Source organism: Kitasatospora sp. NPDC048239 (assembly GCF_043202015.1).
Lineage (GTDB): Bacteria > Actinomycetota > Actinomycetes > Streptomycetales > Streptomycetaceae > Kitasatospora.
Map to the genome: position 1 here is coordinate 638,437 of NZ_JBICZP010000006.1, position 23,059 is coordinate 661,495.

Annotated in this window: 21 protein-coding genes; 12 read left to right on the forward strand and 9 right to left on the reverse strand. The window is 74.0% G+C overall.

Annotation, left to right across the window (positions count from 1 at the left end; genetic code table 11):
• Positions 1-74: 74 nt before the first annotated feature.
• Positions 75-1,361: a metallophosphoesterase gene (locus tag ACGFZP_RS20070; RefSeq protein WP_392934696.1), complete on the forward strand. Its 1,287-nt coding sequence runs from the start codon at positions 75-77 to the stop codon at positions 1,359-1,361.
• A gap of 100 nt (positions 1,362-1,461) precedes the next feature.
• On the opposite strand, the gene ACGFZP_RS20075 is transcribed toward ACGFZP_RS20070, so the two are convergent.
• Complete coding sequence (locus tag ACGFZP_RS20075) at positions 1,462-3,684, reverse strand: MMPL family transporter (RefSeq protein ID WP_392934543.1); 2,223 nt, start codon at positions 3,682-3,684, stop codon at positions 1,462-1,464.
• Between the two features lie 143 nt (positions 3,685-3,827).
• Positions 3,828-4,052, reverse strand: a complete 225-nt coding sequence (locus ACGFZP_RS20080) for a hypothetical protein (RefSeq protein WP_392934545.1) — start codon at positions 4,050-4,052, stop codon at positions 3,828-3,830.
• A gap of 129 nt (positions 4,053-4,181) precedes the next feature.
• Between ACGFZP_RS20080 and ACGFZP_RS20085 the strand changes: the two genes are divergently transcribed.
• Together ACGFZP_RS20085 and ACGFZP_RS20090 are read left to right on the forward strand one after the other, a co-directional pair.
• On the forward strand, positions 4,182-5,222 hold the full coding sequence (locus tag ACGFZP_RS20085; protein ID WP_392934548.1) for a Ku protein: 1,041 nt from the start codon (positions 4,182-4,184) through the stop codon (positions 5,220-5,222).
• 44 nt (positions 5,223-5,266) lie between these two features.
• A complete protein-coding gene (locus ACGFZP_RS20090) occupies positions 5,267-5,548 on the forward strand; it encodes a hypothetical protein (protein ID WP_392934550.1) in 282 nt (93 codons plus the stop codon).
• Positions 5,549-5,590: 42 nt separating this feature from the next.
• On the opposite strand, the gene ACGFZP_RS20095 is transcribed toward ACGFZP_RS20090, so the two are convergent.
• Positions 5,591-6,997, reverse strand: coding sequence for an NADP-dependent succinic semialdehyde dehydrogenase (locus ACGFZP_RS20095; protein ID WP_392934551.1), 1,407 nt, complete (start codon positions 6,995-6,997; stop codon positions 5,591-5,593).
• A 121-nt stretch (positions 6,998-7,118) separates the two neighbouring features.
• The gene (locus ACGFZP_RS20100) at positions 7,119-7,400 is read right to left on the reverse strand and encodes a DUF6158 family protein (RefSeq protein WP_392934554.1); all 282 of its coding nucleotides are present in this window, start codon (positions 7,398-7,400) and stop codon (positions 7,119-7,121) included.
• Positions 7,401-7,585: 185 nt separating this feature from the next.
• Here ACGFZP_RS20100 and ACGFZP_RS20105 point away from each other — a divergent pair, with 185 nt between their 5' ends.
• Complete coding sequence (locus ACGFZP_RS20105; protein ID WP_392934556.1) at positions 7,586-8,584, forward strand: adenosine deaminase; 999 nt, start codon at positions 7,586-7,588, stop codon at positions 8,582-8,584.
• Between the two features lie 56 nt (positions 8,585-8,640).
• Here the strand turns inward: ACGFZP_RS20105 and ACGFZP_RS20110 are convergent, their stop codons facing one another.
• From ACGFZP_RS20110 to ACGFZP_RS20125, 4 genes are all read right to left on the reverse strand, one after another.
• Entirely contained in the window at positions 8,641-9,243 is a 603-nt protein-coding gene (locus tag ACGFZP_RS20110) for a vitamin K epoxide reductase family protein (RefSeq protein WP_392934557.1), read from the reverse strand.
• Complete coding sequence (locus tag ACGFZP_RS20115; protein ID WP_392934559.1) at positions 9,240-10,046, reverse strand: DsbA family protein; 807 nt, start codon at positions 10,044-10,046, stop codon at positions 9,240-9,242. Before ACGFZP_RS20115 ends, ACGFZP_RS20110 begins: the two co-directional genes overlap by 4 nt.
• A gap of 74 nt (positions 10,047-10,120) precedes the next feature.
• Positions 10,121-10,789 (reverse strand): hypothetical protein, encoded by a 669-nt coding sequence (locus ACGFZP_RS20120; protein WP_392934562.1) that lies wholly within the window; start codon positions 10,787-10,789, stop codon positions 10,121-10,123.
• Positions 10,790-10,874: 85 nt separating this feature from the next.
• A complete protein-coding gene (locus ACGFZP_RS20125; protein WP_392934565.1) occupies positions 10,875-11,348 on the reverse strand; it encodes an SRPBCC family protein in 474 nt (157 codons plus the stop codon).
• Between the two features lie 147 nt (positions 11,349-11,495).
• Here ACGFZP_RS20125 and ACGFZP_RS20130 point away from each other — a divergent pair, with 147 nt between their 5' ends.
• Entirely contained in the window at positions 11,496-12,365 is an 870-nt protein-coding gene (locus ACGFZP_RS20130) for an Fpg/Nei family DNA glycosylase (RefSeq protein WP_392934567.1), read from the forward strand.
• 65 nt (positions 12,366-12,430) lie between these two features.
• Here ACGFZP_RS20130 and ACGFZP_RS20135 read toward each other — a convergent pair whose 3' ends face one another.
• Entirely contained in the window at positions 12,431-13,285 is an 855-nt protein-coding gene (locus tag ACGFZP_RS20135; protein ID WP_392934569.1) for an SAM-dependent methyltransferase, read from the reverse strand.
• Positions 13,286-13,766: 481 nt separating this feature from the next.
• On the opposite strand from ACGFZP_RS20135, the gene ACGFZP_RS20140 reads away from it, so the two are divergent.
• The 7 genes from ACGFZP_RS20140 to ACGFZP_RS20170 all read left to right on the forward strand — a co-directional run bounded on the left by ACGFZP_RS20140 (position 13,767) and on the right by ACGFZP_RS20170 (position 23,005).
• Positions 13,767-14,372, forward strand: a complete 606-nt coding sequence (locus ACGFZP_RS20140) for a polysaccharide deacetylase family protein (RefSeq protein WP_392934572.1) — start codon at positions 13,767-13,769, stop codon at positions 14,370-14,372.
• Between the two features lie 209 nt (positions 14,373-14,581).
• Positions 14,582-14,917: a hypothetical protein gene (locus tag ACGFZP_RS20145; RefSeq protein ID WP_392934574.1), complete on the forward strand. Its 336-nt coding sequence runs from the start codon at positions 14,582-14,584 to the stop codon at positions 14,915-14,917.
• 197 nt (positions 14,918-15,114) lie between these two features.
• A complete protein-coding gene (locus ACGFZP_RS20150; protein WP_392934577.1) occupies positions 15,115-16,836 on the forward strand; it encodes a beta-N-acetylhexosaminidase in 1,722 nt (573 codons plus the stop codon).
• 163 nt (positions 16,837-16,999) lie between these two features.
• A complete protein-coding gene (locus tag ACGFZP_RS20155; protein ID WP_392934579.1) occupies positions 17,000-18,073 on the forward strand; it encodes a class I SAM-dependent methyltransferase in 1,074 nt (357 codons plus the stop codon).
• Positions 18,074-18,183: 110 nt separating this feature from the next.
• Complete coding sequence (locus ACGFZP_RS20160; RefSeq protein ID WP_392934581.1) at positions 18,184-20,475, forward strand: BTAD domain-containing putative transcriptional regulator; 2,292 nt, start codon at positions 18,184-18,186, stop codon at positions 20,473-20,475.
• On the forward strand, positions 20,472-21,344 hold the full coding sequence (locus tag ACGFZP_RS20165) for a sulfurtransferase (RefSeq protein WP_392934583.1): 873 nt from the start codon (positions 20,472-20,474) through the stop codon (positions 21,342-21,344). Before ACGFZP_RS20160 ends, ACGFZP_RS20165 begins: the two co-directional genes overlap by 4 nt.
• 152 nt (positions 21,345-21,496) lie before the next feature.
• Positions 21,497-23,005 (forward strand): M1 family metallopeptidase, encoded by a 1,509-nt coding sequence (locus ACGFZP_RS20170; RefSeq protein ID WP_392934586.1) that lies wholly within the window; start codon positions 21,497-21,499, stop codon positions 23,003-23,005.
• Positions 23,006-23,059 lie beyond the last annotated feature (54 nt).

A 23,059-nucleotide genomic window follows, 5' to 3' on the forward strand; every position in this document is an offset into this window, starting at 1 on the left:
CAGTGTCAGGCTCTTTCGCGGGCCCGGGGGCCGTCGTCGGAGTGGGTCGGGGTGCCGTACATACTGTCCGCGTGATGATCGTCCTCGTGGTGCTCGGCGTGCTCGCCGTCCTGGCCGTTCTGGCCCTCGCGCACTGGTACCTCTGGCGGCGCGTGGTGCGCGACGTCTCCGTGCCGGGCGGGTGGTGGCGGCGGACCGGGACGGTGCTCGCCGTCCTCCTGCCGCTGCTCGCGGTCGGGGCCCTGGTGGGCGGGCGCTCGCTGCCGCTGGCCGTCGAGCGCTGGCTGGCCTGGCCGGGGTACCTGTGGCTGGCGGTGCTGCTCTACCTGCTGCTCGCCCTGGCGGTCGGCGAGGCCGTCCGCCCGCTGCTGCTCCGGCTGCCGCGCCGGACGGGCACCCCGCGCCCCGAGCAGCCCCAGCAGTCCGCGGAGCCCACGCCCGAGCACCCCGAGCACCCCGAGCACTCCGAGCACTCCGAGCACTCCGAGCAGGCCGAAAAGCCCGAGCACCCCAAGAGCGCCGCCGCCGTCCCGTCCCCGGAGCGCCGCCTGTTCGTGGCCCGGACGGTGGCGATCGGCGCGTCCGGGGTGGCCGCCGCGGTGGTCGGCAAGGGCGCCTACGGCGTGCTGCGCGGCCCCCGGCTCAAGCAGGTCACCGTGCCGCTGGCCACCCTGCCCGCGCGGGCGCACGGCTACCGGATCGCCGTCGTCAGCGACATCCACCTCGGACCGATCCTCGGCCGCGCGCACACCCAGCGGATCGTCGACACCATCAACGGCGCGCAGCCCGACCTGATCACCATCGTGGGCGACCTGGTCGACGGCTCGGTCCCCGACCTCGGCCGCGCGGCCGAGCCCCTGGCACAGCTGCGGGCCCGCGACGGCGCGTACTTCGTCACCGGCAACCACGAGTACTTCTCGGGCGCCGCGCCCTGGGTCGACTTCGTCCGCGAGCTGGGCGTCCACCCGCTGCAGAACGCCCGCGTCGAGCTCGCCGGCTTCGACCTGGCCGGCGTCAACGACCTCGCCGGGCGGACGGAGGGCGACGGCCCGGACTTCGCCAAGGCGCTCGGCGACCGCGACCGCTCCCGGACCTCCGTGCTGCTCTCGCACCAGCCGGTGACCGTCCACGACGCCGTCCGGCACGGCGTCGACCTCCAGCTCTCCGGGCACACCCACGGCGGCCAGCTCTGGCCCGGCAACTACCTGGCCGAGCTCGCCAACCCCACCGTGGCCGGTCTGGAGCGGTACGGCGACACCCAGCTGTACGTCACCCGGGGCGCCGGGGCCTGGGGCCCGCCGGTGCGGGTCGGGGCGCCGTCCGACATCACCATCGTCACGCTGGCCTCGCTCAGGGCCTGAGGGTTCCGGCGGGCCCCAGAGGGCGCCGACCGTTCCCGGGGCAGAAGGAAGCCGGGCGTGGGGTCCACGCCCGGCTGCCAGGCTCCGCCACCCGCCGGGGTCAGGGCGTCTCGCCCTCGCCCTCGGTGTCGATGTGCGGCAGGATCCGGTCCAGGAAGCGCGGCGTCCACCAGGCCCGCGGGCCGAGCAGGGTCATCACCGCCGGCACCATCAGCAGTCGGACGATCGTGGCGTCGATCAGGACGCTGACGGCCAGCCCGAGGCCCATCATCTTGATCACGATGTTGTCGCTGACGATGAACGCGGCGAAGACGCTCACCATGATCAGCGCGGCGCAGGTGATCACCCGGGCCGTGATCTCCAGGGCGTGAGCGACGCTGCCCCGGCTGTCGCCGGTGCGCAGCCACGCCTCGTGGACCCGGGAGAGCAGGAAGATCTCGTAGTCCATGCTCAGCCCGAAGACGATCGCGAACATCATCATCGGGACGTAGCTCTCGATCGGCACGGTGCCCGAGACGCCGAGCGCCGGCCCGCCCCAGCCCCACTGGAAGACCGCCACCACGACCCCGTACGAGGCCGCGATGGAGAGCAGGTTGAGCACGGCCGCCTTGACCGCGATCAGCAGGCCCCGGAAGACGGCCAGGATGATCAGGAAGGCCAGTCCGACCACGACCGCGATGATCAGCGGCAGCCGGCTGGACACGATGTCGAGGAAGTCCACCTGGGCGGCGGTCGTCCCGGTGACGTACGTCCGGGCGCCCGTCCCGCTGACGGCCTGCGGCAGGACGGTGTCGGTGAGGCGGTTCACCAGCTGGGTGGTGCTCTTGTCCTGGGGCCTCCCCACCGGGATGACGGTGTTGAACAGGACGGCCCCGTCCTGGCTGGTCTGCAGCGGGGTGGCGCTGGCGGCGCCCGGCACGGTGGCGAGGGCCTGCTGCACGGAGCTCAGCAGGGCCGGCCGGGCGTCCGCCGCCACCGCGCTCTGGTCGACCACCACCGTCAGCGGGCCGTTGGAGCCCGGTCCGAAGCCCTCGGACATCAGGTCGAAGGCCCGCCGGTCGGTGAACGTGGTCGGGTCGGCCCCGTCGTCGATGTGGCCGAGCTGGATGGAGAACAGCGGAATCGCCAGGATGCCGACCGCGACCACGCCGCCGGCGAGGAACCACCAGGGCCGGCGCTCGACCCGCTGCGCGTAGCGGTGCCAGGTGCCGGTGATCTCCTCGCCCGGCGCGGCCCCGGTCTCGGCGACCGGCTTGCGGACGGTGAACCGGTCCATGCGGCGGCCGATCAGGCCCATCATGGCGGGCAGCAGGGTGAGCGCGCCGAGCACCGCCGACACCACGGTGACCCCGGCCGCCAGCCCCAGTTTGGCGATGAAGGTGACCCCGGAGACGGAGAGGCCGGTCAGCGCGATGATCACGGTGCAGCCGGAGACGAGGACGGCCCGCCCGCTGGTGGCGACCGCCTGCCCGGCGGATCTCACCGGATCCACGCCGTCCATGAGGTTCTGCCGGTGACGGGTGAGCAGGAACAGCGCGTAGTCGATGCCGACGCCGATCCCGATCATGGTGGCGAGGGTCGGGGCGACGGTGGCGAAGGTGGTCGCCGCGGCCAGCAGCCCGAGCGCCCCCAGCCCGACGATGGCCGCCACCAGGGCGGTGACCAGGGGTAGACCGGCCGCGATGGCGCTGCCGAAACCGATCAGCAGCACCACGATCGCCACGGCGAAGCCGATCGCCTCGCTCGTCCGGTCGTCTGCGGTCGGCCGTGCCAGCTCGCCCAGCGGTCCGCCGTACTCGACCTCCACCCCGGCGTTGCGCAGCGGGGCGACGGCATCGTCCACGCCGGTGAGGTACTCGTCGCCCAGGGTGGTGGGGTTGGTGTCGAAGCGGACGGTGATGTAGCCGGTGAGACCGTCCGTGGCCAGCGGTCCGCCGGGCGGGGCGGGCTGGCCGGGCGGGGGCAGCGGGCTCTGCACGCTCTGGACGTGGGGCAGCGCCTGCAGCGAGGTGATCGCCTGGCCGACCTCCCCCGCGAAGTCGGTGAGCGGTTGGGGGTCGTGCAGCACCACCTGGGAGCTGGTGCCGGCGAGAGCGGGTTCGTGCGCCTGGAGCACGTCCTTGCCCTCGGCGGACTGCGTGCCGGGCAGCGAGAAGTCGTCGGAGTAGTCACCGCCCACGGACCGGTTGGCCACCTGGATGCAGGCGAGTGCGACCAGCCAGAGGGCGATCACGATCAGGAAGTGGCGTGCGCACCACTCGCCGAGCGAGCGCAGTGCGCCGGGCCCGGCCGGGGTGGTGGGCGCAGGGGGGGACGGTGGCATGGCTCTCCCTGGGCGTGGAGTTGACGGGCAGTCACCGGCGCGGGGCGAAATGATCGAAACCTGATGCTAGGTGGTGAAATGCCCCGATCCGCGGGGACACGGCGCCCCTGGGCCGTTCGTGGCGGCCCGCACGCGGCCGGGCCCTAAAGGGCTCGCACATCCAGCAGCACGATCCGGGACCCGTCCGCGGGCCGCCCGGTCAGCCGGGCGGCCAGGATCCGCGGGATGTCGCTCTCCTGCGAGTACCCGGGCACCAGCGTGACCTCGTCGCGCCGGACGCCGGCCTCGCCGGTGACGGCGTAGGTGACGCGGTAGGCCGTCCACGCGGGCGGGGGCGCGCAGTCGCGCCGGGGGTCGGATCCGGACACCGCCGCCACCTCCTCGTTCGCTCCGCATTCTCCTCCCGGAGCGGCCCGGGCGGGATCGTGTGGCCGATCGGGGTGAATCCGGGCAGAGTGGGAAATCTCCGGTAGGGGACCTCCGGGAAGGGCGACCCCATGCAGACCACCTGGAAGGGGACGATCAGCTTCGGGCTGGTCAGCATCCCCGTCCACCTGTACTCCGCGACCCAGGAACACGACGTCCCGCTGCACCAGGTGCACGCCAAGGACGGCGGCCGGGTGCGAATGAAGCGGTACTGCGAGCAGGAGGAGAAGGAGGTCCCGTACGCGGAGATCGCCAAGGGTTACGAGTCGCCCGACGGCCGGACGGTCACCCTGAGCGACCAGGACCTCGCCGACCTGCCGCTGCCCAGCAAGAAGATCATCGACGTGCTGGCCTTCGTGGACGCCTCCGAGATCGATCCGCTGATGTTCTCCAAGGCCTACTACGTCGGCGTGGCGGACAAGGCCGCCGCCAAGCCGTACGCGCTGCTGCGGGACGCGCTCACCGCGTCCGGGCAGATCGCCGTCACCAAGATCGCGCTGCGGACCAGGGAGTCCCCGGCCGTGCTGCGGGTGCACGACGGCACGCTGGTCCTGCAGACCTGCATCTGGCCCGACGAGGTCCGCCCGGCGGCCGGCATCGCGCCCGAGGAGGAGGTCGTCGTCCGGCCGCAGGAGCTGAAGATGGCGCGGTCGCTGATGGACACCCTCTCCGAGGACTTCGACCTCGCCCAGCTCCACGACGACTACCAGCAGGCGCTGCAGCAGGTCATCGAGGCCCGGCTGCAGGGCGTCGAGGTGCCGCACGAGGAGGAGGCGGGCGAGGCGCCGGACAACGTCATCGACCTGATGGAGGCGCTGCGCAGCAGCCTCAAGGAGGCCAAGGGCGGCCGCCGCCGCTCCACCGGGGCCCGGCCCGGACCCGACGCCGAGGCCGAGGCAGAGGAGGCCGAGGGGGCGGCGGAGGACTCCGAGCAGCAGCCGGCCCCCCGCAGGCGCGCCCCCGCCAAGAAGACCACCGCGGCCAAGACCGCCGCCAAGAAGACCGCCACCGCCAGGCAGAGCGGCGCGGCCAAGACCGCCACCGAGAAGAAGAGCACCGCTCGGAAGACCACCACCGCCAAGAAGTCGGCCGCTCACCGCACCGCCTCGTGAGCGGCGGCGGCCCGCCACCCCTCGGAAGCCTGGAGGCGACCCCGATGGACCTGCTGACCTACAAGGCGCTCGACACCGGCCCCGACGCGCCGGAACACCCCGGCTGGGCGCACCGCGCCTGGCACGGCCTGCTGAGCCTGGGCCCGACCACCGTCCTGTTCCTGCTGGCGCTCTCGCTCGGCCTGGGCATGGCCGCCGCCCAGATCGACCTGCTGCCGGTGCTGGTGGTGTTCAGCATCGTGTGGGCCGTGACCCTGGTGGCCCTGATCGGGGTGATCGCCCGCTGGGTGACGCCGGGCCGGGGCCGGCACCGCGTGGCGGCCTGACCGGCCGGCCCCCGCCCCGACCCCATCCCGGGCGGGGGCCGCTCAGGACGGCCCGAGCCACACCGTGGTGATGTTGCAGAACTCCCGGATGCCGTGCCCGGACAGCTCCCGCCCGAACCCGGAGCGCTTGACGCCGCCGAACGGCAGCGCCGGGTGCGAGGCCGTCATGCCGTTGAAGAACACCCCGCCCGCCTGGATGTCCCGGACGAAGCGCTCCTGCTCGGCCCGGTCGGTCGTCCAGACGTTAGAGCTGAGCCCGAACGGCGTGTTGTTGGCGAGCGCCACCGCCTCGTCCAGGTCCGCCGCCGGGTACACGGTGGCGACCGGGCCGAAGGTCTCCTCCAGGTGGATCCGCATCGCCGGGGTGATGCCGGTCAGCACGGTCGGCTGGTAGAACCACCCGGCGGCGAGGTGCTCCGGGAGCCCGTCCGGCCGGCCGCCGCCGCACTCCACCCGGGCGCCGTGCGCCCGCGCGTCCTCGACCAGCTCCGCCAGCTCGTCCCGGCCCTGGCGGCTGGCGAGCGGGCCGACCTCCGTCGCCTCGTCCATCGGGTCGCCGACCCGCAGCGCGCCCATCGCCTCGGTGAAGGCGGCGGTGAACCGCTCGTACACGTCGGCGTGCACGATGAAGCGCTTGGCGGCGATGCAGGACTGCCCGTTGTTCTGCGCCCGGGCCCGGACGGCGGTGCGGACGGCCGCGTCCAGGTCGGCGCTGGGCAGGACGACGAAGGGGTCGCTGCCGCCCAGCTCCAGGACGGCCTTCTTCACCTCGTCCGCCGCGGCCGAGGCGACCGCCCGCCCGGCCGGCTCGCTGCCGGTGAGCGTCACCGCGGCCACCCGCGGGTCGCGGACCACCGCCTCGACGGCGCCCGAGCCGATCAGCAGGGTCTGGAAGCACCCGGCCGGGAACCCGGCCCGGAGGAACAGCTCCTCCAGCGCCACCGCCGTGCGCGGCACGTTCGACGCGTGCTTCAGCAGCCCCACGTTGCCCGCCATCAGCGCGGGCGCGGCGAACCGGACCACCTGCCAGAACGGGAAGTTCCACGGCATCACGGCGAGGACGACGCCCATCGGCCGGTAGCGGACGTAGGCGCCGACGGCGCCGGAGTCGGCGACGTCGGCCGGGTCCGGGTGCTCGTCCGCGAGCAGGGCCTCGGCGTTGTCCGCGTACCAGCGCATCGCCTTCGCGCACTTGGCGGCCTCGGCGCGGGCGGCGGCCAGCGGCTTGCCCATCTCCTCGGTCATCGTGCGGGCGACGGCCTCCAGATCCCCGTCCAGCAGGTCGGCCGCCCGGTGCAGCAGCGCCGCCCGGTGCGCGAAGGAGGTGGTGCGGTACGCGTGGAAGGCGGCCTCGGCGCGGGCCAGCCGCTCTTCGATTCCGGCGGCGTCCAGCGGCTCGAAGGTCTGCAGGGTCTCGCCGGTCGCGGGATTGATGCTGGCGATGGGCATCGGGGCTCCCAGAGGTGGTCGGGATCGGGGGTTCTTCGCTCGCTACCCACCCTCCCCGACAACCCGCCCCCGGGCACGCCGAAGCCGCCCGGCGTGTCCCGCCGGGCGGCCCCGCCGCGCCCTACTCGGGCAGCGACTCGACCCTGGCCGCCGCCTCCCGGGCCCGGGCACCCGCCCGCGTCCGGGCGGCCGTGATCTGCCGGTTCGGGAACCGGTGCACGTACTCCGCCTCCAGCTGCCCGGTCCGCAGGGTGTGCCGCTTCAACGCGTCCTCCGAGCCGTACAGGAACGTCTCGTGCCGCGTCCGGTGCAGCTGCTCCAGCTCGTGCAGCAGGACGTCGTTGCCCAGGGCGTGCGGGGAGATGCCCTCGGGCCTGCTGTGCGGAGCGTCGGGGTGCCGCATGTCCGTTACCTCCTCGGCGGAAGCCCCCCGCATCCCGGTGCCCCCCGTGCGCTGCGATACACCCATGCTCGCCGCCCCGGGCCGCCCGCGCCACCGACCGGGGCCTGCCGCTGCGCAAGGTCGATCAGGTCATAGGATGATTTATCGACCTTCCTCCTCTGCCCCCGGAACCGAGAAGACCCCCCATGCCGCTGCCCAAGGCCGAACTCCACCTCCACATCGAAGGCACCCTCGAACCCGAGCTCGCCTTCGCCCTCGCCGACCGGAACGGGATCACCCTCCCGTACACCGACACCGAGGAGCTGCGCCGCGCCTACTCCTTCAGCGACCTCCAGTCCTTCCTGGACCTGTACTACGCGCTGATGGCCGTGCTGCGCACCGAGGCGGACTTCGCGGACCTCGCCGACGCCTACCTCGCGCGGGCGGCCGGGCAGGGGGTGCGGCACGCCGAGATCTTCTTCGACCCGCAGGCGCACACCGTGCGCGGGGTGCCGCTGGGCACGGTGGTGGACGGGCTCACCCGGGCCCTCGCGCGCAGCGAGGAGCGGTACGGGATCAGCACCCACCTGATCATGTGCTTCCTGCGGGACGAGTCGGCCGAGTCCGCCCTGGAGACCTTCGAGGCCGCCCGCCCGTACTTCGACCGGATCGCGGGCATCGGCCTCGACTCGGCGGAGGTCGGCAACCCGCCCGCGAAGTTCCGCGAGGTGTACCGGCGGGCCGCGGCCGCCGGCCTGCGGCGGGTCGCCCACGCGGGCGAGGAGGGACCGGCCGCCTACATCACCGAGGCGCTGGACGTCCTCGGCGTCGAGCGCATCGACCACGGCCTGCGCTGCCTGGAGGACGAGCAGCTCGTCGCCCGGCTGGTCCGCGAGCAGATCCCGCTCACCCTCTGCCCGCTCTCCAACGTGCGGCTGCGCTGCATCGACACCCTCGCCGACCACCCGCTTCGCACCATGCTGGACGCCGGGCTGCTGGTCACCGTCAACTCCGACGACCCCGCCTACTTCGGCGGCTACGTGGAGGACAACTTCCGCGCGGTGCGGCAGGCCCTGGAGCTGGACGAGCCGACGCTGCGGCTGCTCGCCGCCAACTCCTTCCGGGCGGCCTTCCTGGACGAGCCCCGCCGCGCGCGGCTGCTCGCGGAGGTCGCCGCCCACGAGTTCGAGCCCGCCCGCGGCTGACGCCCGACCCCTCCCCCGGAGCCGTCGGGCCCGGGGGAGGGGGAAGGGGAGCAGGGTCAGAGCAGGGTGCGCCAGTAGTACCAGAACCGGTTGAGGATCAGCAGCGCGACCACCGCGTACCAGAGCGCCGGCACCACCCAGTGGTAGCGCGCGACCTCCCGGACCACCGGGCGCAGCGAGCGCGGGGTCGGGATGACCCCGGTGCGCAGGTTGTGCAGGGTGGTGTACCAGAACAGCGGGATCATCGCCGCCCACACCACCATGCAGTACGGGCAGAGCGCACCGATCCGGTACAGCGCCTGGTACATCAGCCAGCTGACGAACCCGATGCCGAAGACCGTCCCGGCCTGGAGGCCGAGCCAGAACCAGCGGCGGTAGGCGGCCCCGGCCAGCAGTCCGGCGCCGATGGCGAGGACGACGGCGAAGCCGATCAGGCCGAGCAGCGAGTTGGGGAAGCCGAAGGCCTCGGCCTGGTCGCTGCGCATGATCGAACCGCAGCTGATGATCGGGTTGATGTTGCAGTTGGGGACGTAGGACGGGTCCTGGAGGAGCTTGATCTTGTCCAGGGTGAGGACGATCGAGGCGAACAGCCCGAGGCCGCCGGTGACCAGCAGCAGGACGGCGAACCGGCGCGGGGGCGCGGGGACGGGGGCCGTCACCCGGTCACCTGCTTGACCATGGCGGTGAACCGGTCCGGGCCGACGGGCGCGCCGTTGCTGAAGACCTCCAGCTTGGTGCCGTCCAGCTTGACGGTCGGGGTGCCGGTGACGCCGCTCTTGTCGAAGGCCTTGTCCACCTGGTTCGCCCACGGCGCGTAGGTGCCGTCCTGCACGGCCTTGACGAAGGCGTCGGTCTTCAGGCCCGGGACCTGTCCGGCGAGCTCCAGCAGGCGGCCGGTGTCGGCGAAGCCGTCGTTGCGCTCGTCCGGCTGGTTGGCGTACAGCACGTCGTGGAACTGCTTGAACTTGTCGACGCCCTCGTTCAGCGCGGCACCCGCCGCGGCCAGCGCGGTGCGCGAGCCCTTGCCGCCGAGGCCCTTGTCCAGGAACGTCGCCAGGTGGTACTCGATCTTGTACGTGCCGGCGTCGGCCAGCTGCTGGATGGTCTTGCCGTTGGTGGTCTCCAGCTGCTCGCAGTACGGGCAGCGGAAGTCCTCGTAGATCTCCAGGGTGTGCGGGGCGTCGGCCTTGCCGTAGGTGATCACGGTGCCGTCCGCGCCGCCCGCGTTGGCGGGGACGACCAGCGGGCCGTTCGCCGCGGCGTCGCCGGATCCGGAGGAGCCGGCGACGGCGATGGCCACACCCGCCGCGAGGGCGAGCACGGCGGCGGAGGCGGCGCCGACGATCGTCCTGCGGCGGATCCTCGCGGAGCGCTCGGCGCGTGCGCGCTCCTCGCGCAGCCGCTCGGTGGCGGCGCGGCGGGCGGCGTTCCTGCCGGTACGGGGGGAGGAGGGATTGCTCATGGTGGGTGTCGTCCTGTGCTCTCGGTGCGGAAACGGTGCGGGCGCGCGGGCCGGCCGAGAGCGAATGCGGGATCTCAGCAGGCCGGGGCGGGCACCGGCGGACCGCGCCGGACGGCGGGGCGGAGCAGGACGTCCTCGGCGGGCACCCGCTCACGGCTGGCGCGCGGGAACGGCACCCGGGCGACCGGGCGGGCCGGGACGGGCGCGGCGAGCAGCAGCAGCCAGCGCGCGGCGGCGGGCAGGAAGTGCCGGCCGAACTCGCGCAGCGTGCGGACGGTCCGGGCCAGCCCGGTCAGGGCGGCGTCGGCGCGGCGCAGCCAGAAGGCGCCGGCCAGGGCGATCGCGCAGTGCAGGGCCAGGAGCAGCAGCACCCCGCCGGACTGCGGGAGGCCGTGGCCCAGCAGGAAGCCGCCGAGCGAGCCGCCGCCGCAGAGCAGCGGCTCGAAGCCGCGGGCGGCGCCGGGCGGCAGCGAGGGGCAGGTGGTCTGCGCCAGGTCGAACAGGGCCGCGAGGCCGAGCTCCAGCGGCAGGAAGACCGCCGCGATCCGCCCGTACCCGCGCTCGCCGCCCGCCAGCGCGAACGCCACCGCGAAGACGGCGCCGCCGGCCAGGGCCAGCGTGCCGACCGGCAGCGGCCGGCCGGTGACCACTACCTGGCCCAGCCCGGCGAGCAGCACGACCAGCGCGGCGAATACCGCCGCGCGGAGCGTCCTGGTGGCCGGGCCGGCCTGGCTGTCGTTCATGGCATCCGAGTCTGCCACAGTTGAAACCCGAACCATCGGGTCGAAGGCCCGTTGTGAAGATCCTCACGACGGCCCTGACCAGCGCTTATGCGTTCCCTACCGGCGGGTCGGCGGCCTCCGCCGGTGCCTCGACCCGGGCCTCCACCAGGCCCCGGAAGAGCTCCAGGTCGGCCCGGACCGCCCGCTCGATCGCCCCGGCCAGGGCGAAGCCGCGCGGACCGCCGAAGGCCTCGTGCACCGCCTCCGGGTCGTACTCCAGCCGGATCTGCAGCCGGGTGTGCGCCTGGTCCAGCGCCCGCAGCGCGAAGGCGCCGCTGAGCCGGAGGTCGTCGCCCGTGCGCCAGGACATCACCCGGCCCCGGCCGCGGTCGGTGATCTCGGTCTCCACGTCCCGCTCGGCGCCGTCGATCTCCACCCCGAGGTGCGCCAGGTTGCGGCCGTGCGGGTAGGCGCTGCGCACACCGCCGACGAACTGCGGGTAGTCGTGGACGCGGTGCAGCTGCTCCCAGGCGGCCAGCACGGGGGCGTCGATGTCGATCTGTTCCTCAAGCGTGCTCATGGCGGGTGGGAGCCTCCTCGTCGCGTCCGGACACCCCTCCAGCCTGCGCCCCTCGGTCGGCGGCGGGCAAAGGCCGTCGGGCTCGGAGGTGTGGAGGGGGGAGCGGGCCGACGGGCGGCCGGCGGGGGGCTGCGCCAGACTGGGCCCATGCCGGAGCTGCCCGAGGTCGAGGCCCTCAGCGCCTTCCTGTCCGAGCGGCTGACCGGGCGGGTGATCGCCAGGGTCCAGCCGGTGGCGATCAGCGCGCTCAAGACCTACGACCCGCCGGTGACGGCGCTGGAGGGCCTGACGGTCGGCCCCGTCACCCGGCACGGCAAGTTCCTGGACATCGGGGCCGGCGGCCTGCACCTGGTGATCCACCTGGCCCGGGCCGGCTGGCTGCGGTGGAAGGAGCAGCTGCCCGCCGAGCCCCCGCGGCCGGGCGGGCGGAACCCGCTCGCCCTGCGGGTGCACCTGGAAGGCGAGGCCGGGGACGGCTTCGACCTCACCGAGGCGGGCACCAAGAAGGGCCTCGCGGTGTACGTGGTGCGGGATCCGGCCGAGGTGCCCGGTGTCGCCCGGCTCGGCCCGGACCCACTGGACCCGGGCTTCACCCTGGCGGACTTCACCGCCCTGCTGCACGGAGAGCGGCGCCGGCTGAAGGGCGTCCTGCGGGACCAGGGCGTGCTGGCGGGTGTCGGCAACGCCTACTCGGACGAGGTGCTGCACGCGGCGCGGATGTCGCCCTACAAGGTGGCGTCGAGCCTGACGGAGGAGGAGACGGCCCGGCTGTTCGAGGCGCTGGGCGGCACGCTCCGGGAGGCGGTCGAGCGCTCGCGCGGCCTGGCGGCGGGGGAGCTGAAGGCCGAGAAGAAGAGCGGCCTGCGGGTGCACGGCCGGACCGGGCAGCCGTGCCCGGTCTGCGGTGACACCGTGCGGGAGGTGTCGTTCGCGGACTCCTCGCTGCAGTACTGCCCGACCTGCCAGACCGGGGGCCGGCCGCTGGCGGACCGCCGGATGTCGCGGCTGCTGAAGTAGCGGGCGCGTCGGGCCCGGGCCGGTGGCGCCCGGAGCCGGGGGCCTCCCCCCGGCTCCGGTGGCGGCTACTTCTTGCGGGCGACCGCGCCCCAGTAGTAGGCGGCGGTCGGGTCGGCGGGCGTTCCGCCGTCCGGGCGCCAGGCCATCACGGGGGAGACGCCCGGCTCGATCAGCTCCCAGCCGTCGAAGAACCGGGTGACCTCCTCGCGGCTGCGCGGCACCAGCGTCATCCCGCCCTGGCGAGCGGCCTGCGCGACCTTCTCGACACCCTCCGGGTCGAAGTCCTGGGTCGGGTGGGTGAGCGCGATGCAGCTGCCGGACGGCAGCGCGTCGCGCAGCTCGGCGACCTTGGCCCACGGGTCGTCCTGGTCGGCGATCAGCATCAGGACGGCGATCAGCAGCAGGCCGACCGGCTGGTCGAGGTCCAGCGTGGAGGTCAGCGCCGGGTCGGCGAACAGCTCGGCGGGCTTGCCCAGGTCGGCGTGGATGTAGGTGGTGTGGCTGCCCGGGGTGCTGACCATCAGGGCGCGGGCGTGGGCCAGCACGATCGGGTCGTTGTCCACGTAGACCACGCGGGTGCCGGGGCTGACGGCCTCGGCGATCTCGTGGGTGTTGGGCGAGGTGGGGATGCCGGTGCCGAGGTCGAGGAACTGGCGGATGCCCTGTTCCTGGGCCAGGTAGCGGACGGCGCGGCCCTGGAAGGCGCGGTTCTCCTTGGCCATCGCCTTGATGCTGGGGATCGCCTGCTCGATGGCCTGCCCCATGGCGCGGTCGGGCGGGAAGTTGGTCTTTCCGCCCAGCCAGTAGTCGTACACGCGTGCGGAGTGGGGAGCGCTGGTGTCGACACCGAAACGTTCCCACTCGCTCTGCTCGGCGGGGTCGTTCCCGGGCTGGTCGGAGAAGTCCTGACTTGACGTCATGGCCACTTCCTCTAAAGACAGATCATCACACTGATGGTCACGCTGGAGGGGTCAGCGTAGCGGTCCAGTCCACTTGTGGTCGATCGGTGCGGGGGCGGCGGCGGGGCTGGGCCGTCGGAGTGGTGATCAGGGCCGTCGGTGTGGCCGGCGGGACGCTGCGGGCAAGGCGGGGGATGCATTGAAAATGCTGTCTGATCGTCAGATTACTTCGCGCAGATTGCTGCTGGTTGCGGCTGGAATGTCGCTGCTGGGAGCCGCTGGTTGCCGTAACCCCCTGGGGGGCGGCGGTGGTGACGGCGAGGCCGCGCCGGAGGCGCCGCAGGGCGTCCCGACCGGGTCCGAGCCGGCCGCCGCCCCGGGCGGTGCACCCGCCGCCGCACCCTCCGCCACCTCCCCACCGACCCCCGCCGCCTCTCCCGCCTCCGCCGCCTCGTCCGCGCCCTCGGCTGCCCCTTCGTCCGCGCCCTCGGCGGTCCGGGCGGTGACCGCGGCCGAGAGCAAGCCGGTGTACGAACTGGACGCCGCGCGGCGGGTGGTGGCCCTCACCATCGACGACGGCCCGGATCCGAAGCACACGCCGATCGTGCTGGCGCTGCTCCAGCAGTACGGGATCAGGGCCACCTTCTTCCTGATCGGCGAGAACGCGGCCGGGCACCCCGCGCTGGTCCGCGAGATCGCCGACCGGGGCCACCACATCGCCAACCACACCTGGACCCACCCCGACCTGCGGGAGCTGTCCGAGGGGAAGGTCCGCGACGAGCTGGAACGCACCTCCGACCTGCTCCACCGGGCGACCGGGCGGGCGCCGACCTGGTTCCGGGCGCCCGGCGGGGACTGGGGCTCGACCTCGCTCAAGGTGGCCGCCTCGCTGGGGATGCGGCCGATGGCCTGGTCGGTGGACCCTCGGGACTGGGCCCGGCCGGGGACGACGGTGATCACCGACCGGGTGCTCAAGGACGTCCGGCCGGGTGCGATCGTGCTCAACCACGACGGCGGCGGGGACCGTTCGCAGACGGTGGCGGCCCTGAAGGTGTACCTGCCGGTGCTGATCGACTCGGGTTACCGCTTCACGGCGCCGCCGACGTGACGGGGCGCGCCCGGTCGTCGCGGAGTGCGCCCGGTCGTCGCGGGGTGTCGTTCTGTTCGGGTCGACGGCTTTCGGTAGCGGTTATTCGGGCCAAACCACCCGAAAGGATGGTTTGGGAGAACCGTTTCTGCTGATTTTGGGCCTCTAGGGTGATCTCGCATCAATTCCCCAGGTACCACCGGGTACCGCCCTGAAAGGGCTCATCCGCCATGCGTCTCCGCAACGCCGTGCTCGCCGCCGCCAGCGCGCTCGCCCTCGCCCTCGCCGTCCCCGCCTCGGCCACCGCCGTGGGCGGCGAGTTCCGCTACAAGTACCGGAACTTCCTGGGGGAACAGCTCGGTGCGCTCTTCGACCCGGCCGGCCGCGCCTGCGTCAACCTGCCGGAGGCCGGCCGGAGCGAACCGGCGTACGCGCCGAACAACCGCACCAACTCCACGGCCACCGTCTTTCCCGAGTTCGACTGCGAGGGGGACACCTACTACGTCCTGCGGCCGGGCGGGCGTGCCGGGGACCGGCTGCTGGTCCGCTCGGTGGTGTTCTCCTAGCCGCGGTCTGGGCCTGGGGGCGTCGCCGTGCCGGGTCGAGCGGCGGACGCGCTGCCCGAGGGCGGCGCGTCCGCCAATTCGCTCCGGGCGCGGGACAATTCGAAGATTGGTTGAGACCATTTCGGTGAAACGGCCGTGAACAGCGGCCGACGGCGTGCACCAGGGCACCTGGGTGCACCACGACACCGGGGGCGGCCTTGCCGATTCGACCAGCCGGGCGCTCCGCCCGCACCAGCAGACTGCTGATCATCGCCGTCGTCCTGGTCCTGGCGGCGGGGTTCGGCCTGCACCGCGCGCTCGGCGGCGGTGAGGAGGACGGCGGCCACCCCGGGTTCGTGGACCAGGCCGGACCGCGCACCGGCGCCCGGATCATCCCGGCACCGCTCTCCGCGACCACCGGCACCGGGCCCTCCTTCGAGCTCTCCGCGCAGACCGCCGTCCGCATCGGCGCCACCGGGACGCCGGAGCAGCGCGCGGAGATCCGCCGGACCGCCGAGCAGCTCGCCGAGGCGCTTCGCCGGCCGACCGGCCTTCCGATCGCCGTGACGGACGCCGTGACGGACGCCGTGAAGAGTGCCGAGCAGGGTGCCGAGTCGGGCGGGCCGGCCGACGGCATCGTGCTCGCCCTCGACCTGGCGCTGCCCGAGGAGACCGGCCCCGAGGGCTACCGGCTGACCGCCGGCGGTGCGACCGCCAGGATCACCGCCCGCACCCCGGCCGGCCTCTACCGCGGCACCCAGACGCTGCGCCAACTGCTCCCCCCGCAGATCGAGAGCCGCACCCCCGTGGCCGCACCAGGGGGCTGGCAGGCCGCCGCCGTCGACATCACCGACCGGCCCCGCTACGCCTACCGGGGCGCCATGCTCGACGTCGCCCGGCACTTCTTCACCGCGGACGAGGTCAAGGGCTTCATCGACCGGCTGGCCCTCTACAAGGTCAACCACCTGCACCTGCACCTGAGCGACGACCAGGGCTGGCGGATCGCCGTCCCCGGGCGGCCGGAGCTCACCTCGGTCGGTGCGACCAGCGAGGTCGGCGGCACCCCGGGCGGCTTCTACACCGAGGCCGACTACCGGGAGATCGTCCGCTACGCGCAGGAGCGCTACCTCACCGTCGTCCCCGAGCTCGACCTGCCAGGGCACAGCAACGCCATCCTCGCCGCCTACCCCGAGCTGGACTGCAACGACAGCGCACGGCCCTGGCCGTACACCGGGATCGAGGTCGGCTTCAGCCTGCTCTGCGCGAAGGACGAGCGGACGTACGCCCTCACCGCGGACGTGATCGACGAGGTCGCCCGGCTCACCCCCGGCCCCTACCTGCACCTCGGCGGCGACGAGGTGCGCAAGCTGGCACCCGAGGACTACCGCGAGTTCGTCCGCCGGGTGAGCGCGCAGGTGGTCGCGGCCGGGAAGATCCCGGTCGGCTGGAACCAGACCGCGTCGGCCGCCGGCCCGGGCGGGGTCGGGCTGCTGCAGTACTGGGACGGCAAGGGCGCCCGCGACCAGGACCTGAAGGACGCGGTCGGGCGCGGCGCACAGGTGATCATGTCCCCGGCGGGCCGGACCTACCTCGACATGAAGTACGAGGCCTCCTACCCCCTCGGCCTGAGCTGGGCCGGGACGGTGGACGTCTGGTCCGCCTACTCGTGGGATCCGGACACCCTGGTGGCGCTGCCGCCCGGCGCGGTGCTCGGCGTCGAGGCGCCGCTGTGGACGGAGACCCTGAGCACCCCGGCCGAGCTGGACAGGATGCTGCTGCCCAGGCTGCCCGCGATCGCCGAACTCGGCTGGTCCGACCGGTCCGCCCACGACTGGCCGCGGTTCCGGCAGCGGCTCGCCGAGGAGGGTGCCCGCTGGGACGCGGCCGGCTTCGGGTACGAGAAGCGCCCGGAGGTGCCGTGGCCGGGCCCGGGGCACTGAGCGGGCCCCTTTCTCGTCCACGCCTCCCTCCACGCCGACCGGCGGCCGACCCGGGGGGCGCGGCGTAGCGTGGCTGGGGGAGGGCTTTCACGGACGCCGGGCCGGGGCCGCGGGGGGAGGCCGGTTCCGGGCCGCGCGTGATCCCGGTGACGGAGGAGGAGCGATGTCCGTACGGGAACCGGATCCGGTGAGGCAGGACGCCTTCGCGGGTCGCATGGTGCAGGTGTTAAACGACGCCTGCCTGGGATTCATGGCCAGCGTCGGCCACCAGACCAACCTCTTCGACACCATGGCCGGTCTCGACGCCTCGACCAGCGCGGAGATCGCCGAGGCCTGCGGGTTGGACGAGCGCTACGTCCGGGAGTGGCTGGGCGCCATGGTGGTCGGCGGGGTCGTCGACTACGACCCCGGGCACCGCACCTACACGCTGCCGCCCGAGCACGCCGCCTCGCTGGTCCGGGCCGCCGGGCCGGGCAACATGGCGGGCCTGATGCAGTACCTCGCGCTGATGGGCGAGGTCGAGCAGCGGGTGGTGGAGTCCTTCCGGCAGGGCGGCGGCGTGCCCTACACGGCGTACCCGCGCTTCCAGGCCCTCCAGGCGGAGGAGTCCGCGCGGGTCTACGACCTGGCCCTGGTGGACGGGGTCGTCCCGCTCGTCCCCGGGCTGGCCGACCGGCTGCGGGCCGGGATCGACGTCCTCGACGTCGGCACCGGGCAGGGCCACGCGGTGAACGTGCTGGCCCAGGCGTTCCCGGCGAGCCGGTTCACCGGCCTCGACATCGCCGAGAACGGCATCGCCGCCGCCCGCGCCGAGGCCGCCGCGCTCGGCCTGGCCAACGCCGACTTCGCCGTCGCAGACTCGGCCGAGCTGGCCGGCCGCTACGACCTGGTGACCGCCTTCGACGTGATCCACGACCTGGCCCGCCCGGCCCGCACGCTGGCCGCCGTGGCCGGCGCGCTGCGCCCCGACGGCGTCTTCCTGATGGGCGACATCGCCGCCAGCAGCCTGCTGGAGGAGAACGTCGAGCACCCGTTCGGTCCGGCGCTGTACACCATCTCGACCTTCTACTGCATGACCGTCTCGCTGGGCGAGGGCGGCGAGGGCCTGGGGACGGTGTGGGGCGAGCAGACCGCGCGGCGGATGCTCGCGGAGGCCGGGTTCGGCCCGGTGGCGGTCGAACGGGTGGAGGGCGACGACCTGAACGTGTACTACGTGGTGCGGCCGGCCGGCGGGTAGGCCCTGTCCGGCCGGCCCTGCCGAAGCCGGACGCGGGCAGGACTCGCCGACGGGTCGCCCCGGGCGTAGGTTCGAGGTGTTCGAGGTGTCCGCACGGAAGGCACCGGCGCATGCTCGAACTGCGGATCGGACTCCTCGGCGGTTTCCGGGTCCGGGTCGGCCCGCAGGAGGTCGCCGACGGCGACTGGCACCTGCGGAAGTCCCGGGACCTGGTCAAACTGCTCGCCCTCGTGCCCGGCCACCGGCTGCACCGCGACCGGGCCGTCGCCGCGCTCTGGCCCGAACTGCCGCCGCCGGCCGGCGCCGAGCTGCTGCACCAGGCGCTGGACCAGGCCCGTCGCACCCTCGACGCCCGCTCCTCGGCCACCCACCGCTTCCTGGCACCCGGCGACACCCCCGCGCTGCGCCCGGAGCTGGTCCGGGTGGACGTCGAGGAGTTCGAGCGGGCCGCCCTGCACGCCCGCCGCAGCCGCGACCCCGCCGCGTACGAGCGGGCCGTCGCCCGCTACCGCGGCGACCTGCTGCCCGAGGACCGCTACGAGGAGTGGGCGGCCGGGCGGGAGCAGGCCCTGCACGCCGAGTACCTGGCGCTGCTGGTCGAACTCGGCGGGCTGCGCGAGGCCCGCGCCGACCTGGACGGCGCCGCCGCCGTGCTGCGCCGGGCCGTCGCGGCCGACCCGCTGCACGAGGAGGCCTCGCTCGCCCTGATGCGGGTGCACGCGCTGGCCGGGCGCCGGTACGAGGTGCTGCGCGAGTACGACCGGCTGGCCGCCGCGCTGGAGCGCGAACCGGACGGCGGCGGGCCCGGACCGGCCGCGCAACGGCTGTGGGAGCAGGTCCGCACCGGCCGGGAGGTCCGGGCCGAGCGCGCCGGCGAGCTCTGGGAGCGGGTCGGCGACCTGCGGATGCGCTCCGGCGACACCGCCGGGGCCGTCGCCGCGTACGGCTGCGCCCTGGTACCGGCCGTCGTCGACCTGCCCGCCTCGCCGGGGCTGCCCACCCCGGCCGCCGTGGCCGCGGCGGCGCGCGGCGGCGTCGTGCTGCGGGCGGCGCGCCTGCACCGCAAGGCGGCCGCCGCCCGACTGGCGGGCGGCGATGGCGGCGCCGCCGAACCGCATCTGAGCGCGGCCGAGAGCGTGCTCGCCGGGAGCGGCGGCGACCCGGCCGAGACCGGCCGGCTGCTCGGGGTACGGGCCGCCTGGCTCGCCTCCACCGGCCGTGACGCGCCGGCCCGGCGCGCCGCCGAGGCCGGGCTGGCCGCCGCCGAGGAGCACGGCACCCCCGAGGACCTCGCAGCGGCCGACGAAGCGCTGGCCCGGGTGCACCACGCCCAGGGCACCTGGCGCGAGGGTCTGCACCGCGACATCGAGCGGCTCGGCCCCGCCGGGGACGCCCGGACGGACCGGATCTTCGAACTGCACGGCTGCCTCGGCCAGTACCAGCATGCCGGGGACGGGCCGGGCGACGGCGTGGAGGACTACGCCCGGCGGACGCTGGACCTGGCGATCGCCCGGGGCGCCCGCCGGGCCGAGGCCTTCGCCTGGTGCCTGCTCGGGGAGTCGCTGCTGCTGCACGGCCGCTGGAACGAGGCACCGGGCTGCCTGGAGCACAGCGCCCGCCTGCACGAGGAACTGGGCGGCCCCGGTGGTGCGCTGCCCTGGCAGCGGCTCGCGGAGCACGCCGCCGGGAGCGGCGACAGCGCGGCCGCGGCCGACTTCCTGCGGCGGGGCGCGGCCGCCGCCGCCACCGCACCGCCCGGGCCGCACACCTTCGGCGGGCTGTACGCCACGGCGGCCTTCGACGCGGTCGAGCGCGGGGAGCCGGGCGAGGCGGTCAGGGCCGCGCGGGCCGCCGCGGCGGCCGCGGCCCGGTACGGCGAGTGCCCGAGCTGCACGGCGCTGCTGTACCCGGTGGCGGCGGAGGCCTGCGCCGCCGTCGGCGACGCCGGGGGCGCGGCCGAGCACGCGGCGGCGGCGCGGGCCCTGGCCGGGCGGTTCGAGAGCCCGGCGTGGCGGGCGATGGCGCAGTCGGCGCTCGGCTCGCTGGCGGCGGTGAAGGGCGACCGGGTGGGTGCCCGGGCCGGGCACCTGGCCGCCGCCCGGCTGTACGAGCGGGCCCGGCAGCCTTACTGGGCGGCCCGGGAGAAGGTGTGGGCGGTGACCGGCGGCCCGCGGGGCGAGGGCGTCCCCGGTGCGGGCCCGGCCTCGGATGCGGTGCTGTGCGAGGAAGCGGCGGAGGTGTTCGAGGCGCTGGGCGCCCGGCGGGCCCTGGAGCGGCTCCGCGCGGCTCCGGTCGGCGCGGGCGGGAGGCCGGGCGGCCTGGAGGAGGGGGTGGGCACGTCGCATCGGAGCCGGGGGCCCGGCGCTTCAGGTGGGCGGGGACGAGAGGAGAGACGACCATGACCGGAAACGGCTACGCACACCCCGAGTCGCTGGTCCGCACCGAGTGGCTGGCCCGGCACCTGGACGACGGCACGATCCGCGTCGTCGAGGTCGACGAGGACACCACCGCGTACGAGCAGGACCACATCCCCGGCGCCGTCGGCTGGAACTGGACCACCGACCTGCACAGCCCGGTGGGCCGCGACTACGTCGACCGCGAGGGCGTGCAGCAACTGCTGCGCTCGGCCGGCGTGGAGGAGGACACCTCGGTGGTGCTCTACGGCGGCAACGACAACTGGTTCGCCGCGTACGCCTACTGGCTGCTGCGGCTGCGCGGCTTCGCGCAGGTGCGGCTGTTGGACGGCGGCCGCAAGAAGTGGGAGCTGGAGCAGCGCGAGCGCACCCGGGAGGTGATGGACTACCAGCACACCGGCTACCGACTGCCCGGACCGGAGCACCCCGAACTGCGGGCGCTGCGCGACGAGGTGCTGGCCAAGGCGGAGGTGTTCGCCAAGCCGGGCTCGGACGCGGTGCTGGTGGACGTCCGCTCGCCCGCCGAGTACCGCGGCGAGGCGCTGGCCCCGCCGCATCTGCCGCAGGAGCAGGCGCAGGTGCCCGGGCACATCCCCGGCGCGGTGAACATCCCCTGGGCGCAGGCGGCGAACGAGGACGGCACCTTCCGCTCGGCGCAGGAGCTGCGCGCCCTGTACGGCGGGCAGGGGGTGGAGCCGGAGCGCGAGGTGATCGCGTACTGCCGGATCGGCGAGCGCTCGGCGCACACCTGGTTCGCGCTGACCGAGCTGCTGGGCTACCCGCACGTCAAGAACTACGACGGATCGTGGACCGAGTACGGCTCGCTGGTCCGGGCGCCGGTGGCGGTGGGAGCCTAGGGCTTGCGGGCCGGGTACGGGTTGCCCTGAGTTTCTTCGCATGAACATTTCATAACGGAGGCGTGGAGCAGGGCCCAACGGGACAGGGATCGAGCCGGATCACCCCAGTGATCGGCACCATCCCACCGTCCCAGTGACCCTGGAGGACCACCGTGCGCAAGAGGCTGATCGTCTCTGCCGCCAGCGCTGTCGCCCTGCTCCTGGCCGTTCCCGCCTCCGCCGCCCAGACCGGGCCAGGTGCGGCCGGCGCCGGGGACGCGTACTACCCGACCTACGGCAACGGCGGGTACGACGTCTCGCACTACGACATCCGGTTGAAGTACCAGCCCGCCACCGACGAGTTGGAGGGCACCACCACCATCCTGGCCACCGCCACCCAGAACCTGTCGCGGTTCAACCTCGACTTCGCGCTCGACGTCAAGCAGGTGCTGGTCAACGGACGGGTGGCCAGGTTCGCCGCCACCGGGGAGCAGGAGCTGGAGATCACCCCCGACCGGCCGCTCGCCAAGGGCGCCCAGGCGACCGTCGTCGTCCGCTACGCCGGGATCCCGTCCAAGGTGAAGCGCTACGGCTTCACCGCGTGGCTGCGCTCGCCCGACGGAGGCGTGGCGGCCGGGGAGCCCGAGTCCGCCTGGTGGTGGTTCCCCAGCAACGACCACCCGACCGACAAGGCGACCTTCGACGTCTCGGTCCTGGTGCCCGACGGCTCCCAGGTGATCAGCAACGGCGTCCTCACCGGCCAGACCTCCCAGGCCGGTTGGACCAGGTTCAGCTGGCGCGAGAACAAGCCGCAGGCCACCTACCTGGCCACGCTCGCCGTCGGCAGGTTCGACATCAGCACCGACACCACCCCGAGCGGCCTGCCCGTCTACAACGCCTACAGCAAGGACCTCGGCGAGAACGCGGACGCGGCCCGGGCCAGCGTCGAGCGCACCGGCGAACTGGTCGACTGGCTGAGCGGCTACTTCGGCGAGTACCCGTTCAGCTCGGTCGGCGGCTACGTGCCGAACGTCACCGCCGGCTACGGCCTGGAGACCCAGACCCGGATCTTCTACGGCCCGCGGCAGTTCGCGCGCGGCGCCAACACCTCGGTCGTCGTCCACGAGTTGGCCCACCAGTGGTACGGCGACAGCGTCTCCGTCCAGCGCTGGAGCGACATATGGCTCAACGAGGGCTTCGCGCGCTACGCGCAGTTCCTCTGGTCGGAGCACGAGAACGAGGGCACGGCGCAGGAGATCGCCGACTACGTGTACGCCGCCCACCCGGCCGACGACCCGTTCTGGACCGTCAAGCCGGGTGACCCGGGTGCCGACAACCAGTTCTCCGGCGCCGTCTACGACCGGGGTGCGGTCGCCATCCAGGCGCTGCGCAACACCGTGGGCGAGGACGCGTTCTTCCGGATCCTGAAGGGCTGGCCGGCCGAGCGGAAGTACGGCAACGCGACCATCCAGCAGTTCCAGGCGTACGCCGAGCGGGTCTCCGGGCGCCAGCTCGGGGACCTCCTCACCACCTGGCTGTTCACCGCGGGCAAGCCGGCGCTCAACTCGGCCGGTGTCCCGGGGACGGCGGCCGCGTCCGTTGCCAAGGTGCAGACGCAGCCGCAGGAGCCGAAGTCGTGGAAGGCGATCCAGCAGACCAACACCGTGCACGAGGCCCACTGACGGCCTCCCCGCGGTGCGGTCGACCGTGCCCGGCCCGCAGCAGCGGGCCGGGCA

Bases quoted from the DNA above. Each gene is read 5' to 3' on its own strand.
- ACGFZP_RS20070 (WP_392934696.1), top strand. From the start codon at position 75: ATGATCGTCCTCGTGGTGCTCGGCGTGCTCGCCGTCCTGGCCGTTCTG.
- ACGFZP_RS20075 (WP_392934543.1), bottom strand. From the start codon at position 3,684: ATGCCACCGTCCCCCCCTGCGCCCACCACCCCGGCCGGGCCCGGCGCA.
- ACGFZP_RS20085 (WP_392934548.1), top strand. From the start codon at position 4,182: ATGCAGACCACCTGGAAGGGGACGATCAGCTTCGGGCTGGTCAGCATC.
- ACGFZP_RS20090 (WP_392934550.1), top strand. From the start codon at position 5,267: ATGGACCTGCTGACCTACAAGGCGCTCGACACCGGCCCCGACGCGCCG.
- ACGFZP_RS20095 (WP_392934551.1), bottom strand. From the start codon at position 6,997: ATGCCCATCGCCAGCATCAATCCCGCGACCGGCGAGACCCTGCAGACC.
- ACGFZP_RS20100 (WP_392934554.1), bottom strand. From the start codon at position 7,400: ATGCGGCACCCCGACGCTCCGCACAGCAGGCCCGAGGGCATCTCCCCG.
- ACGFZP_RS20105 (WP_392934556.1), top strand. From the start codon at position 7,586: ATGCCGCTGCCCAAGGCCGAACTCCACCTCCACATCGAAGGCACCCTC.
- ACGFZP_RS20115 (WP_392934559.1), bottom strand. From the start codon at position 10,046: ATGAGCAATCCCTCCTCCCCCCGTACCGGCAGGAACGCCGCCCGCCGC.
- ACGFZP_RS20120 (WP_392934562.1), bottom strand. From the start codon at position 10,789: ATGAACGACAGCCAGGCCGGCCCGGCCACCAGGACGCTCCGCGCGGCG.
- ACGFZP_RS20125 (WP_392934565.1), bottom strand. From the start codon at position 11,348: ATGAGCACGCTTGAGGAACAGATCGACATCGACGCCCCCGTGCTGGCC.
- ACGFZP_RS20130 (WP_392934567.1), top strand. From the start codon at position 11,496: ATGCCGGAGCTGCCCGAGGTCGAGGCCCTCAGCGCCTTCCTGTCCGAG.
- ACGFZP_RS20135 (WP_392934569.1), bottom strand. From the start codon at position 13,285: ATGACGTCAAGTCAGGACTTCTCCGACCAGCCCGGGAACGACCCCGCC.
- ACGFZP_RS20145 (WP_392934574.1), top strand. From the start codon at position 14,582: ATGCGTCTCCGCAACGCCGTGCTCGCCGCCGCCAGCGCGCTCGCCCTC.
- ACGFZP_RS20155 (WP_392934579.1), top strand. From the start codon at position 17,000: ATGTCCGTACGGGAACCGGATCCGGTGAGGCAGGACGCCTTCGCGGGT.
- ACGFZP_RS20160 (WP_392934581.1), top strand. From the start codon at position 18,184: ATGCTCGAACTGCGGATCGGACTCCTCGGCGGTTTCCGGGTCCGGGTC.
- ACGFZP_RS20165 (WP_392934583.1), top strand. From the start codon at position 20,472: ATGACCGGAAACGGCTACGCACACCCCGAGTCGCTGGTCCGCACCGAG.